General features: G+C 63.1%; 15 protein-coding genes. 3 read left to right on the top strand and 12 right to left on the bottom strand.

Annotation, left to right across the window (positions count from 1 at the left end):
* Nucleotides 1–156: 156 nt before the first annotated feature.
* The 8 genes from B0W55_RS24940 to cpaB are packed head-to-tail and all read right to left on the bottom strand — an operon-like array spanning nucleotide 157 to nucleotide 7651.
* Entirely contained in the window at nucleotides 157–432 is a 276-nt protein-coding gene (locus B0W55_RS24940; protein ID WP_077048575.1) for a DUF3613 domain-containing protein, read from the bottom strand.
* 11 nt (nucleotides 433–443) lie between these two features.
* Nucleotides 444–1157 carry a hypothetical protein gene (locus B0W55_RS24935; RefSeq protein ID WP_077048574.1) on the bottom strand — a complete coding sequence of 238 codons (714 nt, stop codon included), beginning with the start codon at nucleotides 1155–1157 and terminating at the stop codon, nucleotides 444–446.
* Between the two features lie 10 nt (nucleotides 1158–1167).
* The gene (locus tag B0W55_RS24930; protein ID WP_371807293.1) at nucleotides 1168–2046 is read right to left on the bottom strand and encodes a type II secretion system F family protein; all 879 of its coding nucleotides are present in this window, start codon (nucleotides 2044–2046) and stop codon (nucleotides 1168–1170) included.
* An 8-nt stretch (nucleotides 2047–2054) separates the two neighbouring features.
* Complete coding sequence (locus tag B0W55_RS24925) at nucleotides 2055–2939, bottom strand: type II secretion system F family protein (RefSeq protein WP_077048572.1); 885 nt, start codon at nucleotides 2937–2939, stop codon at nucleotides 2055–2057.
* Nucleotides 2940–2949: 10 nt separating this feature from the next.
* Nucleotides 2950–4230, bottom strand: a complete 1281-nt coding sequence (locus B0W55_RS24920; protein WP_077048571.1) for a CpaF family protein — start codon at nucleotides 4228–4230, stop codon at nucleotides 2950–2952.
* Nucleotides 4227–5414: a pilus assembly protein gene (locus tag B0W55_RS24915; RefSeq protein ID WP_077048570.1), complete on the bottom strand. Its 1188-nt coding sequence runs from the start codon at nucleotides 5412–5414 to the stop codon at nucleotides 4227–4229. Before B0W55_RS24915 ends, B0W55_RS24920 begins: the two co-directional genes overlap by 4 nt.
* The gene (locus B0W55_RS24910; protein WP_077048569.1) at nucleotides 5411–6673 is read right to left on the bottom strand and encodes a type II and III secretion system protein family protein; all 1263 of its coding nucleotides are present in this window, start codon (nucleotides 6671–6673) and stop codon (nucleotides 5411–5413) included. Before B0W55_RS24910 ends, B0W55_RS24915 begins: the two co-directional genes overlap by 4 nt.
* A 21-nt stretch (nucleotides 6674–6694) precedes the next feature.
* Nucleotides 6695–7651 carry a Flp pilus assembly protein CpaB gene (gene cpaB / locus B0W55_RS24905; RefSeq protein ID WP_077048568.1) on the bottom strand — a complete coding sequence of 319 codons (957 nt, stop codon included), beginning with the start codon at nucleotides 7649–7651 and terminating at the stop codon, nucleotides 6695–6697.
* A gap of 325 nt (nucleotides 7652–7976) precedes the next feature.
* Between cpaB and B0W55_RS24900 the strand changes: the two genes are divergently transcribed.
* Together B0W55_RS24900 and B0W55_RS24895 are read left to right on the top strand one after the other, a co-directional pair.
* Nucleotides 7977–8192, top strand: a complete 216-nt coding sequence (locus tag B0W55_RS24900; RefSeq protein ID WP_077048567.1) for a Flp family type IVb pilin — start codon at nucleotides 7977–7979, stop codon at nucleotides 8190–8192.
* A gap of 70 nt (nucleotides 8193–8262) precedes the next feature.
* Nucleotides 8263–8676: a response regulator gene (locus B0W55_RS24895; RefSeq protein WP_077048576.1), complete on the top strand. Its 414-nt coding sequence runs from the start codon at nucleotides 8263–8265 to the stop codon at nucleotides 8674–8676.
* 248 nt (nucleotides 8677–8924) lie between these two features.
* Here B0W55_RS24895 and B0W55_RS24890 read toward each other — a convergent pair whose 3' ends face one another.
* The 4 genes from B0W55_RS24890 to B0W55_RS24875 all read right to left on the bottom strand — a co-directional run bounded on the left by B0W55_RS24890 (nucleotide 8925) and on the right by B0W55_RS24875 (nucleotide 14761).
* The gene (locus B0W55_RS24890; protein ID WP_077048566.1) at nucleotides 8925–10595 is read right to left on the bottom strand and encodes a ShlB/FhaC/HecB family hemolysin secretion/activation protein; all 1671 of its coding nucleotides are present in this window, start codon (nucleotides 10593–10595) and stop codon (nucleotides 8925–8927) included.
* A gap of 135 nt (nucleotides 10596–10730) precedes the next feature.
* Nucleotides 10731–12278 carry a collagen-like triple helix repeat-containing protein gene (locus tag B0W55_RS24885; RefSeq protein ID WP_077048565.1) on the bottom strand — a complete coding sequence of 516 codons (1548 nt, stop codon included), beginning with the start codon at nucleotides 12276–12278 and terminating at the stop codon, nucleotides 10731–10733.
* A gap of 273 nt (nucleotides 12279–12551) precedes the next feature.
* The gene (locus B0W55_RS24880) at nucleotides 12552–13406 is read right to left on the bottom strand and encodes a MaoC/PaaZ C-terminal domain-containing protein (RefSeq protein ID WP_077048564.1); all 855 of its coding nucleotides are present in this window, start codon (nucleotides 13404–13406) and stop codon (nucleotides 12552–12554) included.
* Between the two features lie 2 nt (nucleotides 13407–13408).
* Nucleotides 13409–14761: a 3-oxoacyl-ACP reductase gene (locus B0W55_RS24875; protein WP_077048563.1), complete on the bottom strand. Its 1353-nt coding sequence runs from the start codon at nucleotides 14759–14761 to the stop codon at nucleotides 13409–13411.
* A gap of 263 nt (nucleotides 14762–15024) precedes the next feature.
* Between B0W55_RS24875 and B0W55_RS24870 the strand changes: the two genes are divergently transcribed.
* Nucleotides 15025–16259, top strand: a 1235-nt coding sequence (locus B0W55_RS24870; protein ID WP_077048562.1) for an acetyl-CoA C-acetyltransferase, incomplete at its 3' end; no start/stop codon positions are given.

Below are 16259 nucleotides of genomic sequence, written 5' to 3'. Positions count from 1 at the left end.
CGTTCGTGGCGAGGGAGCTTGCTCCCGTCAGGCTGCGCAGCAGCCTCAAAACCTGTAACTGCGGTTTCTCTGCAGAATCGCGATAGCCGCCATGGCGACTGCTGCGCAGTCGGACGGGAGCAAGCTCCCTCGCCACAGGGTTAGGGCGCTCAAAGGTTATTGCCCCGATCCACTGTCCACCTTGCCTGCCACATCCTGCTCAAAGAACTCCGGGATCTCATGCTGATAGCTTTTGAGCCAGCGCTGCATCGCCAATTCACGCTCGGTCGCGGTGGCGGTTTGCAATTTGGTCGAGGCGGCGGAGTGGCTGATTTGCAGTTGCAGCCAGCCTTCGGTTTCCTGCTGTTGCGGCGAAGCGGGGCCGGGGTCGATGGCGTGGCTGGTGAGGGGCAGGGCCAGCAAGGTCAGGCAGCAGATCGTGGTGGCTTTCATCGTTGGGCTCCCTACTGAAGCGTCGGGTTGGCGACGGCGGCGACTTGTGCGGTGGCGGCCGGGGCAGGCCTGGCCGGGGACTTGAGTTTTTCCGCGCGGCCCTGGGCTTCGGTGACCTGTGCCGGGCTCAGGCCCACACGGCTGACCAGTTCGGCAGCCCGGCTCCAGTCGTCCTGATAGATCAGCAAGGTCACCAGATTCAACGCCGCCAGCGAGTCGCTCTGCTTGAGTTCCATAGCGGTGAGAAATTCGAAGCGTGCGTCTTCCAGGCGCAGTTGATTGAGGTACACCACACCCAGGTCGTTGCGGATCTTTTCGTCGGTGGGCGCCAGTCGCGCGGCCCGCTGCAAATGCGACTGGGCCAGGCCGTTGTCTGCGCGGGCGGCAGCGAGTTGGCCCAGGCCATGTTCGGCCTCGGCGGCCATGCAGCCGCCGAGCAGGCTGCGGTACAACGGCTCGGCTTCGCTGCGGCCCAGCAGCCGATACACTTTGGCCTTGCGCAAGCGCACGTCGGCCAGGTTGCTCGGCAGGCTTTCCAGGTTGGCCAGGCTGGCGTGCAGTTTGCCGTCCTTGGCCATGTCGTCGGCCAGGTTCATCGTCAGCTGCTGCTCGGAACTCAACTTGCCGCAACTGGCCGAGTCGGTCAGGGCGCTCCAGGGTGTCTGCCCATTGCTTGCGCAGCCGCCCAGCATCAGCAGACTCAAACCGGCTATCAATGCTTTCATCAGATTCCCTCTAGGAAGCAAAGGCCTTCGCCAGGGCGGTGAACCCCGGGCCGGCCAGTACGATCAACAGCGCCGGGAAGAGAAACAGCATCATCACGACGGACATTTTCGCGGACATCTTGGATATGTATTCCTGCAGGCGCGTCAGGCGCCGGTCATCGAGCAGCAACTTGAGCGACAGCAGCGACTTCATCGCGCCGCCGCCCTGATGCAGCAGTTGCTGCAGGATCACGCAGGTGTCGGTGAACTCGTCCACCGCCATCAAGCGGCTGGCCTTGTTCAGCTCCTCACCCAGTTCCAGGCCGGAATCCACCCGGGCCAGCACCAGACGCAATTCTTGGGTCAGCACCGGCAGCAGTTGCTTGCCGTCGTTGCTCAACACCCGCAGGGATTGCTCCACGGCCATGCCCGATTCGAACAGGATGCGCAGCAACGGAATGAAGGTGGAGATCTCGATTGCCAGTTTCTTCTGCCGGTGGTGCGCTGCCGCCGCGAGCAGGCGTTTGGGCAACAGGTAACCGATGCCGACCGCGAAGGCGGGGCCGATCCATTGATTGTGCGCCTGGGGGAAAAACAGCGCCTGGACCAACAGGCTCAGGACCAGCGCCGCCAAAGGAACCCCCACCTGCAGCGCGGCAAAAAAGGCGCGCTTGCGCGCGGTGCGCCAGCCCAGGCAGTTGAGCAGGGTCTGGGTTTCGTTATCCATCTTGACCGACTGCTGGCCGATCCGGCTGGCGCCCAGCAGATGCAGCCATTGACTGAAGCGGTTTTCGCTCGGCGCCTTGCCGTCCAGGCGCTGCACCACCTGACGGTCACGGCGCCGCCACTCCAGCACCACGCTGACCAGCAGCAGAGTGGCAGTCAAAAACAGCAGCGAGCTGAGCAGCATCGACGGGTTCATAGGCTTCGCAACATCCGCCACAGCGCCAGACAGCCGAACACCTGCAAGCCGATCGCGGACACGAGCATCATTTGCCCCGAGCTGTCGTTCCACATGCTCATCAGATACTTCGGATTGGTAATCAGAAAGTAGCCGGCGACCGTGACCGGCAACAACGCCAGCACCGCCGACGTGACGCGGGTTTCGCCAGTCATGGCACGCAACTGGCGGGCCGCCTGTTCGCGCTCGCGGATCATCTTCATCAGGTTTTCCAGCAATTCACTGGCATTGCCGCCATAGCGGTGGTTGACCTTCAGGCCGAGGGCGAACAGGCGCAGTTCGTCCTTGTCGTACAGCTCGGCAAAGTCCGTCGCGGCATCTGGCAGGCTCACGCCCAACTGCACGCTGCGCTGCACCCGGCCGAGGGCGTCCTTGAGCGGGTCTTCGGCAGCGTTGATGGCACCGAGCACCGCATCGGCCAGGGTGCGTCCGGATTTCAGGCTGCGAACCGAATGATCGAGCAGCGGCGGCAACTGCTCGATCATGCGCTTGAGCCGGTGCTGATATCGCCACTGCACGTAGATGCGCACCAGCGTCGGTGGCAGCAATGCCAACAGAAGCAAGCCCAGCCAGCCACCGACCAACAAACCGAGCGAGGCCCCCACCCCCCAGAGCGTGAGCCACAATCCCATGCGCTCGGTGGGCCGCCCCAGACCCGCACGCAAGAAAGCGCGCTCCAGAGCCACCCAGGTGGTTTTCTGCACCACCCGTTCCGGTTGCCCCTGGGTCAGCCGTTCCAGCACGCGCTCGGTGCCCGGCTGGCGTACTCCGCGCAGGAACAGGCGCACCGACAGGCCCAGCAGGGCCACGCAAACGAGAGCGAGCAGCAACGGTTTGAGCATGCCGTGGCCTTCAATACGCCGAGTGAGAGAACGCCGCATCCCGGCGCAGTTTGTCGCCGGCCGGGTTGACCGCTTCGCGCAAAAAGCCGAAGCCGCTGCGTCGGTCGAGGCGGAAGAGGGTGTTGGTGACGTACACGTCTTCGCGGATGCCGATCACCTCCACCACTTCGCTGACGCAACGGCGGCCATCGGGCAGGCGCGTCAACTGGATCACCACGTCCAGCGCCGCGCAGATCATCTGGCGCAAGGTGCGTTCGGCGATGCTGCGGCCGGTCAGGCCGACCAGGGTTTCCAGGCGCAGCAATGCGTCCTGGGCGTTGTTGGCGTGCACGGTGCTCATGGAGCCGTCGTGGCCGGTGTTCATCGCGGTGAGCACATCCACCACTTCAACGCCGCGAATCTCGCCGAGGATGATCCGGTCGGGGCGCATGCGCAGGGCGTTGCGAATCAGGTCGCTGGCCTTGACCTCGCCGTGGCCCTCGGCATTCGGAGGCCGGGTTTCCAGGCGCACCACGTGGGGATGCCCGAGTTGCAGCTCGGCGACGTCTTCGATGGTGACGAGGCGTTCGTGGGGGTTGATCAACTGGCTGAGGATGTTCAGCAACGTGGTCTTGCCGGTGCCGGTGCCGCCGCTGATCAGGATATTGCAACGCTTGCCCACCGCGTCCTGGAGGAATTCGTAGATCGCCTGATCAATGGTTTGCATGGCCATCAGGTCGGTGCTCTTGAGCATGTCCTGGCGGAATTTTCGAATCGACAGGCAGGGGCCATCCAGGGCAATCGGCGGGATGATCGCGTTGACCCGGCTGCCATCGGGCAGGCGTGCATCGACCATCGGCGAAGACTCATCGAGCCGACGACCGAGGGGCGCGAGAATGCGCTGGATCACCCGCTCGACATGGTGAGCATCGATGAATCGCAGATCGCTCTGATGCAGCAGGCCGTCGCGCTCGATGAACACCCGGTGCGGGCCGTTGACCAGAATCTCCGTCACCGCCGGGTCGCGCAGCAGCACTTCCAGCGGGCCGAAACCGGTGAGTTCATCGACGATTTCCTCGGCCAGGCGCTCCATCTCGTAGCGGGAAATCGCCAGGTGCAGGCGCGCGATGTACTCGGCGACTTTATCGATGACGAACTGCGACAGCACTTGCCGCGAACCTTCGAGCAGGTTTTTGCCCGACTCCTCGATGGCATCGATGATGTAGCGGTGCAACACCAGTTTCAGGCCTTCATGGTCGGTGTTGCCGGCCACGCTGCGCTGGTGGGCGCCGAACAGTTTTTCAGCGTTCATGGCGTACCTCTCAAACGACTGAACCATGACTTGGGCTTGGCCAGGTTTTCGGAGCGTTTGGCCAGGCGCTCGCCGAGGGTGCGCAGGCTCTGGGTGAGCACTTCCCGCGGCGCCAGTTCGAACAGTGTCACCCCCTGGTTCTTGGCGTTCAGGCGCACCTCGGGGCTGTAGGCCAGGGTGGCGATGATCTCCATGCCGAAGCTTTTGCCCAGGGCATCGGAGTCCGGTGCAACACTGCGCAAATAACGGTCGACCAGCAGCTTGGCGTGATCGAGCTTCATGCCTTTTTCCCGCCACAGGTTGAGCACCGCCAGGTTGCGCCGGCAGTCGATCACGTTCTGGTCGGTGTACCACAGCAGCTTGTCGCAATGGCTGACGAAGGTGCGTAGGGCCTCGCTGTCCGGTTGCCCGGTGAGGTTCACCACAATGTGCTGGAAGTGCTGGCGCAGGGCACTGAGCAACATGTACAGCTCGGCGGCGCTGGTGTGTTCCAGCGGCTCGTCGTTGGCGGCGTAGGCGAGGATGCGCAGGCCGACTTCGCAGCGGGTGAAGGCGCTGTCGATCAAGGTGGCGTCCAGACGCCTCACATGGCGCAGGGCATCACCGAAATGAAACGAACTCTCCAGGCCCAGCAGGGCCAGGCTGTCGCCACGGGGCAGGCCCAGGTCCAGCAGCAGGGTTTGCTGGCCGCTCTTTTGCACCACCTGCGCCATGTGGTTGGCCAGCAGCGCGCCATCGGCGTTGCTCTGCACCCCGTACAGCACGGTGAGGCCGCCAAGGTCGGCATTCGGCGCCACCGGTGGCAGGCGCTTGCTCAGGCGTCGCACCAGCCCGGCGACTTCGCTGGAACGTGAGCCATAGGCAACGAAATCCCGCGCACCGGCACGCATGGCATTGAGTACCAGTTGATTGTCCATGCCGTCGCCCAGCGCGACGATGGCCAGCATCGGTTTGGCCTCGAGCGCGCCTTCGATCAACGCGCACTGGGCCACCAGATGTTCGCGATCAAGGCCGACGAACACCAGGCTGGTAAGGGTCACGTCCACCAGGGCCAGCAATTCGTCGAGGCTGTCGCCAGCGGTGCTGACCACCTGGCCCATCGGCGCGAGGGCGCCTTGCAGCCATTCCAGGTCGGTGCTGTTGCGGGTGATCGCGAGGAAGGTCTGGCTCAGGCTCTGGCTCATTGCGATAACCCGCTGCGTTTATCGAAGTCGCCGTTTTCGAGGAAGTACAGGCGATACCAATTGGGGTCGTAGTTGCGCAGCTTCTCGCCAGGCAACGACGGCAACGGTGCGTTCACGGCCAACGGCTGGACCAGGTGCGGGGTGACGATCATCAGCAGTTCGCGTTCTTCGCGATTGATCGAGGAACTGCGAAAGAAAGCACCAAGGATCGGGATATCGCCAAGGCCCGGAAACTTGTTCACCTGGGAGGTGTTTTGCGTGCTGATCAAGCCGCTGATGACAAAGCTCTCGCCATCGGCCAGTGAGATGCTGGTGTCGGTGCGACGAATGGTGAAGGCAGGCACGGTGGTGCCGCCGATGGTCACGGCATTGTTGTAGTCCAGTTCGCTGACTTCCGGTGCGACCTTGAGCGCGATCCGCTCATTGCTGACCACTGTTGGCGTGAGCGTCAGGCGGATACCGAATTCCTTGTATTCGATGGAGTAGCTGTTGCTGTTGGCGCTGGGGATCGGGATCGGTATTTCGCCGCCCGCCAGGAAGCTTGCGCTCTGACCGCTGATCGCCACCAGGCTGGGGCGTGCCAGGGTATAGGCGAAGCCGCTGCCTTCCATGGCGTTGATGATGGCCAGGAAGTTGCCACCGCCGGCGACGATGTTGTACATGTCGTTGGCCAGCGGAATGCTCGGTACCGCAATGCGCGGGTCAAGGTCGCGCAACGGCAACACCCTTGGCGTCACGGCGGTGTTGGGGACGGTCCCGGGCGAACCGAACAGGAAGTTCGAGTTTTTGCCGTAGATCGACGTGCTGGCCTCTTTCAATTTAGTGCGGCTGACCTCGACGAAGCGGATGTCCGTCTGCACTTGGGAGGGCAGCGCCGGGTCATCTGACGGCAGCCGAGTGGCGCTGGTCATGGCAGCGGTGGCGCGACCCTTGACCATCACCATGCTCTGTCGCGGCGTGCTGGCGCAGGATGTCCAGACCATCAGGCTGGTGGCGCCGGAGGCCATGCCGGTGAGCAGGAAGGCCTGATCGCCGGTGACCCGCACGTCGGCGATTTTCGGATCGCCCACGGCAATGCGGGTGATCGCCACGGGGGTTTGCACTTGCTGTTGCAGGCCTTCGCCGACTTCCAGCACGGCGGGCATCGTGCCCAGCGCGGCGCAATTGCCGCTGGCTGCCAGGGCTGCCGTGACCGGAAGGCCGCTCAACAAGGTGGCCCAGATCAAGCCGTTGAACAACGGCGTAAAACGTCTGCGCATTACAAGGCGTCCTTGCTCGATTCAGGGGGTCTTTTCAGTGTTTTCATTGCCGCGAATGACTTCCACAATCCTTTTGCGCGCTGGCGTGGAGGCGCCGATGGCGACAACATTTTTCGGCGGCGCGGTCATCGCCAGTTGATTGAACTGAAACAATTCACGGTCGGCATTGGCCAGGTTGGCTGCCGAATCGCTTTCGCCGGCCCAGTAGCGGGCCAGGCGCTGTTCCTCGGCACTGCGCACGGCCAGGCGCAGCACGCCTGCCTGGGCTGCGAGCATCAGTCGGCTCACCAGTTGATCGGGGACCGCCAGCAACACGGTACGGGCGCTGGCGCGCTGTTGTTCCTGGCGCAACTTGTCGTCGTTGCTGTGGGCGGGGCTGGCGGGCTGGCCGTCATTGGTCAGGCCCAGTTGTTCGCCCACGCCGAGCACGCGCAGGGCCGGGACCACCAGTTGCGCGGAGGGCTGCACGTTGTTGGTTTCCTGGCGCAGGAACAGCAGCACATCGACGTAGTCACCCGGCGTCAGTTGTCCGCCAGCGTTGATCACTTCGTCCACGGCGACGGCCAGGGCGCGCTCGTCGGGGCGAATCATCCGTGCGAGCCTGCCGCCGGCTTCGAAGCTTTCCTCATTGAGCCAGGTGCCGGCGCTGAGGGCGCGCCACGGGGTCTGGCCGATGGCTTGATCGAGGCGGGTCAGGCTGCCGGCCGGGACGGTGCGCAGTTTTTCCAGGGCAACGTCGTCGGCGGTGATTTTCACGAAGGGGGCGATGTCGCGCTGCAGCACCACCACAGGGTTGCGGGCGGTGTCTTCCTGCTGGGGCGCGGCGGGCTGTGAGATGGCATCGGCGGAGGTGTTTGCGATGGGGGCGACAACGGCGGCAGCGGCCGGCTGGCGGCTCAGCGTGAAGCCCCAATAACCGGCAATGACGGCGCCCACCAGGGACAGTCCGGCAAGGCCCAGAATGATACGGCTGTTCATGACGGCTCTCCCTTTCCTGCTGCTGCAAAACCTCGCCCATCCAACGAGAAAAATTCGCACTCTCAGGCAGCTATGAACATAAAACTGTTTCGCTATTTGACCGTAGCGCAGCTAGAGCAAAACGCCATTACGAAACCGAAAAATTCCAGCAAGGGTAGGTATTTACGACGAAATGCGCGGTTTTTTGACGTCAACGAAACGATTAATACTTTTGGATTAATCCGTTTTTACAGTTGTTGGCCCCGGGAATGCCGACAATGCTGGTGCTGGCATAGGGGAATCATGTTGCGCTCATGCAACACCCGGGTGTTCCAGGAGATAGGTCATGTCTTTTTCCAAAGTGGTTCGCAAGGTCAAATCGGAATTGGTTTTTGCTTATTGCAAGAAATTGGTCAGGGATACCGAGGGTGCCTCGGGTATCGAATACGCGATTGTGGCGGCGATGGTGGCGGTGGTGATTGCCGGGCTCAGTTCGGGTATTGCCGGCGATGTCTCGACAGTGTTCGGCAAAATCTCGAAGGCACTGGTTCCGGGGCCTTGAGGCATCGGTCATTGGCCATTGCTGAAGGCAGGTTCCCATGTCCGCGCTCATTCCATTGCCGGTGTTGCCTATGAACTTCCCTGCACCTTCGCGCCAACAACTTCTTCTGGTCGACGACGAAGAGGATGCTTTGCTCGAGTTGGCGGAATTGCTGGAAGGTGAGGGCTTCAATTGTTTTACCGCGACGTCGGTGAAGCTGGCGCTGCATCACCTGACCCGTCATCCGGACATTGCGCTGGTCATCACTGACCTGCGCATGCCGGAGGAGAGTGGCATGTCGTTGATCAGGCGTTTGCGCGAGCACACCGCGCGTCAGCATTTGCCGGTGATCGTCACCTCCGGGCATGCGGATATGGAGGATGTGAGCGACATGCTGCGCTTGCAGGTGCTGGATCTGTTTCGCAAACCGATTTATCACGTGCGGTTGTTGGAGACGTTGAACAATCTGTTTCCGCAACCAAGCCAGCAGTTGCTCAAGCCCTGAATTTTGCAAATCCCCCCATTTCCCCTGTGGGAGCGAGCCTGCTCGCGATGACGGTGGATCAGTTGAAGCATTTTCGGCTGACACACCGCAATCGCTGGCAGGCCAGCTCCCACAGGTTTTGTGGTGTGCCCGGATTTTGTGAGCCCCCCACCTTGCAGGAGCGAGCATGCTCGCGATCGTCGTCAACGATGACGCTGGCTGTCTGCTGCCCCGCGGTGTCCTGATGTCCATCGCGAGCAAGCTCGCCCCTACAGTTGATAACTGAAGCTGATGCTGTACCGTGCCCGGCGGTTGAAGGTGTCCAGCGCTTTTTCCGACATCGGCTTGGCCGCTTCCAGGGCGATGTTGTAGTAGTGGGCATCGCCAAACCGCAATCCCACCGCCGCCGATGACATGTCGTTGCCCTGGACCGGCAGGGTGTTGAACCAGGTCTTGGCGCGGTCCAGGACCACGTAGGGTTGCAGGATGCGCACCCAGTTGCCCTCGCGATTGAAGCTGTAGTTGACCTCGTAAGCCGCGCCCCAACCCTTGTCGCCCGACGCCTGGTCGTCGGGGTAGCCGCGGCCGAAGTTCTGGCCGCCGAACACCGCGCGTTCACTGTCGGGCAGGGTGTCGTCACTCCAATACAGGGCGGCCGATAGCACGCCTTGCCAGTTGTCGAAAAACTTGTCGCTCTGCACCCCGGACAACCGCAGGCGGAAGAAATCCAGGTCCAGGGCGGTGTTGTTGGTTTTGGCGCCCATGCCGTCGATGCCCTGGTACAAGCCGCCGCTGAGAATCCGCAGTTGTCGGGCATCGGCCTTGCGCCAGTCGCTCTCGAAAGCCAGGGCGCGGATGTCGGTGCGTTCCTCTACGCTCAGAGGCAAGCCCAGCACCTGATAGCGGGTCTTGTCGTTGACCGCATACAGGCGCGCACCGCCGCTGAGCTGTTCGGTGGGCGAGGCTATCAGTGGATGGCTGAAGCCGATGGAGTAGCGATCGTTTTCTCGATGCGGCTTGAGCTCCAGACCATTGTCCAGCCGCACGTTGGTGCCCGGATCGGCGCGATAGCGAGACGCGGACAGGGCCAGTTGCGTGCCCTCGGCGTTGAGGAACTGGTTGTAGTCCAGACGGTAGTAATGCTCGTGATCGTCCCCCGGCGGAAACAGCCCGCTGAGGGTCAGTTGCTCGCCCATGGCTGTCTGGGAGTTGCTGCTCACACCCAGTAGGGCCTGGGTGCCGTTGCGGTTGTCCTCGGTGGTGCTCAGGGTGCTGGTGAACGGTTTGCGGCTGGCCTGGGCGATCAGTTGGGTGCCGCCATCGGTGGTGCCTGGCGGCGGCACCTGGGCCTGCAGGGTCACGCCGGGGATGCGGCTCATCAGCGTGGTGTAGCGCTCGAACGTCTTGCGGGTCAGCGGACGCTCGGCCTGGAGTTTGGCCACCAGCTTATCCAGCAGAGCCTTGACCCGGCCGCCGTCGCCCTGCAGTTGGTAATCCTTGATGTAACCCTCCACCAGCACCACGCGGGCGACGCCGTTATCGAAGGTTTGCTGAGGCAGGAAAGCGTACGACAGCAGGTAGCCATCCTGTTGATAACGGCGGGTGATGTTGCGCGTGGTTTCGATCAGCTCGGCGAGGTTGGATTCGCGGCCGATCAGCGGTTGATAAAGCGTCGCCAGTTCCGTGAGCGGGTAGATCGTCCCACCTTCGATCTGCACGGTCTTGAGGGTGATTTTGGTGCCCATCAGCAGCGGCTGTGCCTGGGTTGCGCCGGGCTCGGGCACTTGCAACGGCGCGGTCGTCGGGCGATAGGCGTCGGCAGGCAGATTCGGCACGGGCAGGTTGCGGATGGTTTCGTTGCTGTTGAGAAAGCTGGGCAGGGTATCGGCGAGGAGGGGGAAGCTGAGGAGCAACAACAACCAACAAAGGATGACGCGCATAGGACACTCCCTGTTCAATTCACTACGGCGTGGATCTCCGTGACCCAAAGAAAAGGCGGAAGACTGAGCGACATCTTCCGCCTTCAACCAAGCGTAGGCGCTGTAGTGAGGGCCGTCTAACCGGCCCGGTGCAAGTCAGCGTCTGTTGCCGCCCAGGGCGCCGGTCAAGCCACCGACGATACCGCCCAGTCCCCCCGTGGCGCCGGTGCCGGTGTTACCGCCGTTGACCAGCCCGCCAGCGGCGGCGACGGTGCCCCCCACGGTGGTCACGGTATTGCCTAGAGCCGTGACCACCGGGTTGGCATTACTGCCCGCTATCGCAGTACCGAGGCTGGCGACTGCCCCCCCGGCCTGATTGGTGAGGCCGGCGACGGGGGCGCCGACACCCGTGGCGCTGCCGATGTTCTGGGTCAGACCGGACACGGCGGTGGTGACCGGGTTGATCGCGCTGCCGACATTCGTGCCGAGCGTGGCCAGCGGCGCAGTCGCCGCGGTATTGGCCACACCGCTGCCGCCCAGTGCGCCGCCCACGGTGGCGACCAGATTGCCGCCGGCGACACCGGTCACGCCTCCTGCGCTGACCACGCCGTTGCTGTTGCCGATGTTCAAGCCGTTGCTGACATTGACCACCGCACCGCCGACCGTTTCCAGCAGGCCGTTGCCGCCCAGGCCGCCACCGCTGCCGCCGCCCGTGCCATTTGATACCAGGCCACCGGCCTTGCCGACTGTATTGCCGGTGTTGCTCAGTGCTGCGCCAACAGTATTGGTGAGCGCGTTGCCATTGCCGGCATCGGTGACTTTGTCACCCACGCCATCGACGGTATCGCCTACTTTTTTGATCACACCTTTGAGCGGGTCACCGAGCCCGGTGCTGTCGCCGATCTTGTCGGTCGTGCTCTCGACCATGGCGATCACCGGCACCAGTTTGCTGCCCACTTCCTGAGTGACCGAGCCGAGAGGACCGGTGGTGGTCGCGGTGCTCAGGGTATCGCCGAGCATGGTGACTTTCTCGCCGACGCCATCGAGGACCGGCGCGACTTTAGTCACCACGCCACCGACGACCGGGATGCTGTTGGTCGCCGTGGCGAGTTTGCCGCTGACATCGGAAACGCCGTTGCCGACATCCTGCACCACACCGCCGACCGACGATGCAGTGACGCCCAGCCCGTTCGGCGTGGTGCCGAGTTTGCCGATGCCATTGGCCACACCATCGCCCAGGGTGCTGACCACATTGCCCGCGGTATTGGCCACGCTTTGCACCACGCCTCCGGCCACTGGAACCGAACCGAGCGAGTCACCGATTTGCCCGACACCGCTGCCGACTCCCGCCACGGTGTTGCCGACATCCTGCACCAGCGTGGTGGTCACCAACGGCGTCCCGCCAGGATTGGTGGGGTTGGTGGGATCGGTCGGGTTGGTCGGATTCGTAGGGTCGGTTGGATTGGTTGGGTTGGTTGGGTTCGTTGGCGTGGTGGTCCCACCGCCGCCGGTGCCAGCGGTGCCGTCACTGCCACCTGCGCCACCGCCCGCGCCCGCGCCGCCGGTACCCGCCGTGCTGCCGTCCGCCGAGGAACTGCCGGAGCTGCTGTGATGACCGCCACCGCCGCTGCTGCAACCGGTGAGGCCCAGAGAAAGAACGATTGCCACGGCAATTGCCGACTTGCACCAACCTTGAGTGTTCATGATTGAGATTCCTTGCACCTGTAACAACGTCGTTGTCTTCGATGACTGACCGTTTCTGCTGCCGGTCATGTCTTCGTCCGTTGCACACAGGAGACTCGCAAGGGGTCTGTGGCGCTATTCTCAAGTTGGTATTAATGCGATGGGAGATTGGCTGTAGCAGGTATGTAATTTTCTTCAAAATCAATGTTTTAGAAAAGGGCGGAAACGGCGCGGATACTTAAGTGATATACACAATTGACCAGCGTTTCGCCGCCCTCGCCACGGTGTCATGCGTCAGGCAACCGGTCGCCAATGCCCGACCATGTGCTCCAGGTCGCCCTTGCCGATCAATTGCAGGTCGCCGCTCGACCCCGCTGCACTGGCCAGCAATACCACCTCGCCGGGCAGCCTCACGGGTTTCCTGAACTGCACCTCAACCTCGATATTCGACGCCGGTAAATGGTCCTCCAGCGCCGCCAGGGTTCGGGCCTTGTTCCACAGCCCATGGGCGATGGCCGAGGGAAAACCGAACAGTCTGGCGCTGGCTGCACTCAGGTGAATCGGGTTGTAGTCGCCGGACACCTTGGCGTATTGGCGACCAATGTCCGCAGGCGCTCGCCATTGCGCGACCTGGGTCAACGCCAATGTTGACGCCAACACTTCTTCAATAGGCTCACCCTCGAGCTTGACCCCACGGCAGAGCATCTGGCTCTGGGCTTGCCACAGCGTTCCCAGTTGATCGTCCAGTGTCGTCACCAGGTCGAAGGTCGCGCCCTTGGCGTGGGGTTGCAGGTTCTGCACATTGACGCTGACCCGCGCCCGATGCAGGCCGCCCATGGGGCGCAACACGTGGATGCGGTTGCTCAAATGAATCAGCCCCAGCAGCGGGAACGGAAAATCCTTGCCGGTGAGCAACTGCATCTGCAGCGCGAAAGCGAGGATGTGTGGGTAGGTTGGTGGCAGCAGGCCGTTGTCGGTAAAACCGCAGACCTTGCGATAGGCGGCCAGGCGTTGCGGCTCGACCTCGACCCAGCAGCGCAGGCCCGAACCGGGCAGGACGGTGCCGGTGATTTTGCGCCGCGTCGCGGCTTTGGCGTACAGCGCCGGCAGGCCCGGCTCGCGATCAAGTGTTTGCCAATCGATGGTCATGGTCAGGCCCCCAGTACGCTTTGCCCGCACACACGCAAGGCTTGCCCGGTGAACGCCCCGGTGCCCGGTTGCGCCAGCCAGGCCACAGCTTCTGCAACGTCTTGCGGCAGGCCGCCCTGGCCCAGGGAACTCATGCGCCGGCCGGCCTCGCGCAGGGCGAACGGCACGCGCGCGGTCATCTGGGTTTCGATAAAACCGGGAGCGACCGCATTGATGCTGATGCCCCGGTCTTGCAGCAACGGCGCCCAGGCCTGGGCCAGACCCATGAGCCCGGCCTTGCTCGCCGCATAGTTGGTTTGCCCGCGATTGCCGGCGATGCCGCTGATCGAGGCCAGCAGAATCACCCGCCCATCATCGCGCAAGGTGCCGCTGTCGATCAGCGCCTGAGTCAGCACCTGCGGCGCATTGAGGTTGACCGCCAGCACTGCGTCCCAGAATTCCGGTGTCATGTTGGCCAGGGTTTTATCCCGGGTGATCCCGGCGTTGTGCACCACGATATCGATGCCGTCCGGCAACTGGTCGATCAACTGCGAGGCGGCATCGTCGGCGCAGATGTCCAGGGTGATGCCACGCCCACCGAGGCGCGCAGCGAGGGCGTCCAGATCGTTTTTCGCCGGCGGCACGTCGAGCACAATCACCTCTGCACCATCGCGCGCCAGGGTTTCAGCAATGGACGCGCCGATGCCCCGGGCCGCGCCGGTGACCAGCGCCTTGCGCCCGGCCAGCGGGCGGGTCCAGTCGGTGACCGGGGTGTCGCAAGGGTTGAGGCAGATTACTTGCCCGGAGACAAACGCGCTCTTGGGCGAAAGGAAAAATCGCAACGGACCTTCCAGTTGCTCTTCGGCCCCTGCACCGACGTAGATCAGTTGCAAGGTGCCGCCGCTGCGCAGTTCCTTGGCCAGCGAACGGCTGAACCCCTCCAGGGCACGCTGGGCACTGGCGGCGAACGGATCGGTCAGGGTCTGGGGATCGCGTCCGAGAATCACCAGATGCGCGCAATGGTCGAGGTTTTTCATCAGCGGCTGGAAGAACTCGCGCAGCTGTTTCAGTGACCCGGTTTGCAACAGGTCGCTGGCATCGAATACCACGGCCTTGAGCTTCGGGCCGTGGCCGGGAATCCACTCGGTTGCCATCGAAGGCTCGGTGCCGTAGCGGTAGATCGCGTCGGTCAGGCGGTTGGCAAACGCGCTGACATGCTGCGCCAGTGGCCCGCCACCGATCAGCAGTGCGCCCTCGACCGGACGCAGCCGACCCGCTTGCCAGCGTTCCAGGCGCACCGGCGAAGGCAGGCCCAAGGCCCCGACCAGGCGATGGCCGAAGGATGAGTTGGCGAATTCGATATAGCGATCAGACATGGAACGCGCTCCGCAAGCTGGGGTTCAAAGTGTGGACCATCGATGGCGATCAGTCGTTCGATCCGCGGGATAAGGCCTACGCTAGGTAACAGCAGAGTAGTTTGAACGTCGTATTGGTGTACGGCGCAATCCCTGTGGGAGCGGGCTTGCTCGCGAAGGCGGAGTGTCAGGCAACAAATCTTGTGAATGTAACCGGACCCTTCGCGAGCAAGCCCGCTGCCACTGGGGACCGCGTTCATGTTGGATTTTTCAAGGAGCAATTCATGACTCAACTGCGTCGCGTCGCGATCATCGGCGGTAACCGGATTCCCTTTGCCCGCTCCAACGGGCCGTTCGCCACCGCCAGCAACCAGGACATGCTCACCGCTGCGCTCGAAGGCTTGATCGAGCGCTACAACCTGCATGGCCTGCGCATCGGCGAAGTGGTCGCGGGCGCGGTGCTCAAGCTGTCCCGGGACATGAACCTGACCCGCGAGTGCGTGCTCGGTTCGCGCCTGTCGCCTTCGACACCGGCCTATGACATTCAGCAGGCCTGCGGCACCGGGCTGGAAGCGGCGTTGCTGGTGGCCAACAAAATCGCTCTGGGGCAGATCGAGTGCGGGATCGCCGGGGGCGTCGACACCACGTCCGACGCGCCGATCAGCGTCAGCGAGGGGCTGCGCAAGATCCTGCTGCAGGCCAACCGCGCCAAGACCACCGGCGACAAACTGAAAACCTTCCTGCAGTTGCGCCCGCATCATCTGATCCCCGAGTTCCCGCGCAACGGCGAACCGCGTACCGGTTTGTCCATGGGCCAGCACTGCGAATTGATGGCGCAGACCTGGAACATCTCCCGCGAGGCGCAGGATCAGTTGGCGCTGGAAAGTCATCAGAAACTGGCCGCGTCCTATGCCGAAGGCTGGCACAACGATTTGATGACACCATTCCTGGGCCTGACCCGCGACAACAATTTGCGCCCTGACCTGACCCTGGAAAAACTCGCGTCGCTGAAAACCGCATTCGAGAAAAGTGCCAAGGGCACCCTGACGGCGGGCAACTCCACGCCGCTGACCGATGGCGCCTCCCTGGTGCTGCTGGGCAGTGAAGCGTGGGCCAAAGAGCGTGGCTTGCCGATCCTGGCCTACCTGCGCGACGGCGAGGCGGCGGCGGTGGATTTCGTCAACGGTGCCGAAGGCCTGTTGATGGCGCCGGTGTATGCCGTGCCGCGCTTGCTGGCGCGCAACGGGCTGACGCTGCAGGACTTCGATTACTACGAAATCCATGAGGCGTTTGCCGCGCAGGTGCTCTGTACCTTGAAAGCCTGGGAAGATCCCGAGTATTGCAGAACCCGACTGGGGCTTGATGCGCCGCTGGGGTCGATCGATCGCGGCCGGCTCAATGTGAAGGGCAGTTCCCTGGCGGCGGGGCATCCGTTTGCCGCTACCGGTGGGCGGATTGTGGCGAACCTGGCGAAGCTGCTGGATGCGGCCGGGAAGGGGCGGGGGCTGGTGTCGATTTG

It is taken from the genome of Pseudomonas sp. KK4 (genome assembly GCF_001984065.1).
Taxonomy (GTDB): domain Bacteria; phylum Pseudomonadota; class Gammaproteobacteria; order Pseudomonadales; family Pseudomonadaceae; genus Aquipseudomonas.
Note: the sequence above shows the minus strand (reverse complement) of the source record. Positions and strands in the feature narration are given on the sequence as shown.

Bases quoted from the DNA above. Each gene is read 5' to 3' on its own strand.
- B0W55_RS24940 (WP_077048575.1), bottom strand. From the start codon at position 432: ATGAAAGCCACCACGATCTGCTGCCTGACCTTGCTGGCCCTGCCCCTC.
- B0W55_RS24935 (WP_077048574.1), bottom strand. From the start codon at position 1,157: ATGAAAGCATTGATAGCCGGTTTGAGTCTGCTGATGCTGGGCGGCTGC.
- B0W55_RS24930 (WP_371807293.1), bottom strand. From the start codon at position 2,046: ATGCTGCTCAGCTCGCTGCTGTTTTTGACTGCCACTCTGCTGCTGGTC.
- B0W55_RS24925 (WP_077048572.1), bottom strand. From the start codon at position 2,939: ATGCTCAAACCGTTGCTGCTCGCTCTCGTTTGCGTGGCCCTGCTGGGC.
- B0W55_RS24920 (WP_077048571.1), bottom strand. From the start codon at position 4,230: ATGAACGCTGAAAAACTGTTCGGCGCCCACCAGCGCAGCGTGGCCGGC.
- B0W55_RS24915 (WP_077048570.1), bottom strand. From the start codon at position 5,414: ATGAGCCAGAGCCTGAGCCAGACCTTCCTCGCGATCACCCGCAACAGC.
- B0W55_RS24910 (WP_077048569.1), bottom strand. From the start codon at position 6,673: ATGCGCAGACGTTTTACGCCGTTGTTCAACGGCTTGATCTGGGCCACC.
- cpaB (WP_077048568.1), bottom strand. From the start codon at position 7,651: ATGAACAGCCGTATCATTCTGGGCCTTGCCGGACTGTCCCTGGTGGGC.
- B0W55_RS24900 (WP_077048567.1), top strand. From the start codon at position 7,977: ATGTCTTTTTCCAAAGTGGTTCGCAAGGTCAAATCGGAATTGGTTTTT.
- B0W55_RS24895 (WP_077048576.1), top strand. From the start codon at position 8,263: ATGAACTTCCCTGCACCTTCGCGCCAACAACTTCTTCTGGTCGACGAC.
- B0W55_RS24890 (WP_077048566.1), bottom strand. From the start codon at position 10,595: ATGCGCGTCATCCTTTGTTGGTTGTTGTTGCTCCTCAGCTTCCCCCTC.
- B0W55_RS24885 (WP_077048565.1), bottom strand. From the start codon at position 12,278: ATGAACACTCAAGGTTGGTGCAAGTCGGCAATTGCCGTGGCAATCGTT.
- B0W55_RS24880 (WP_077048564.1), bottom strand. From the start codon at position 13,406: ATGACCATCGATTGGCAAACACTTGATCGCGAGCCGGGCCTGCCGGCG.
- B0W55_RS24875 (WP_077048563.1), bottom strand. From the start codon at position 14,761: ATGTCTGATCGCTATATCGAATTCGCCAACTCATCCTTCGGCCATCGC.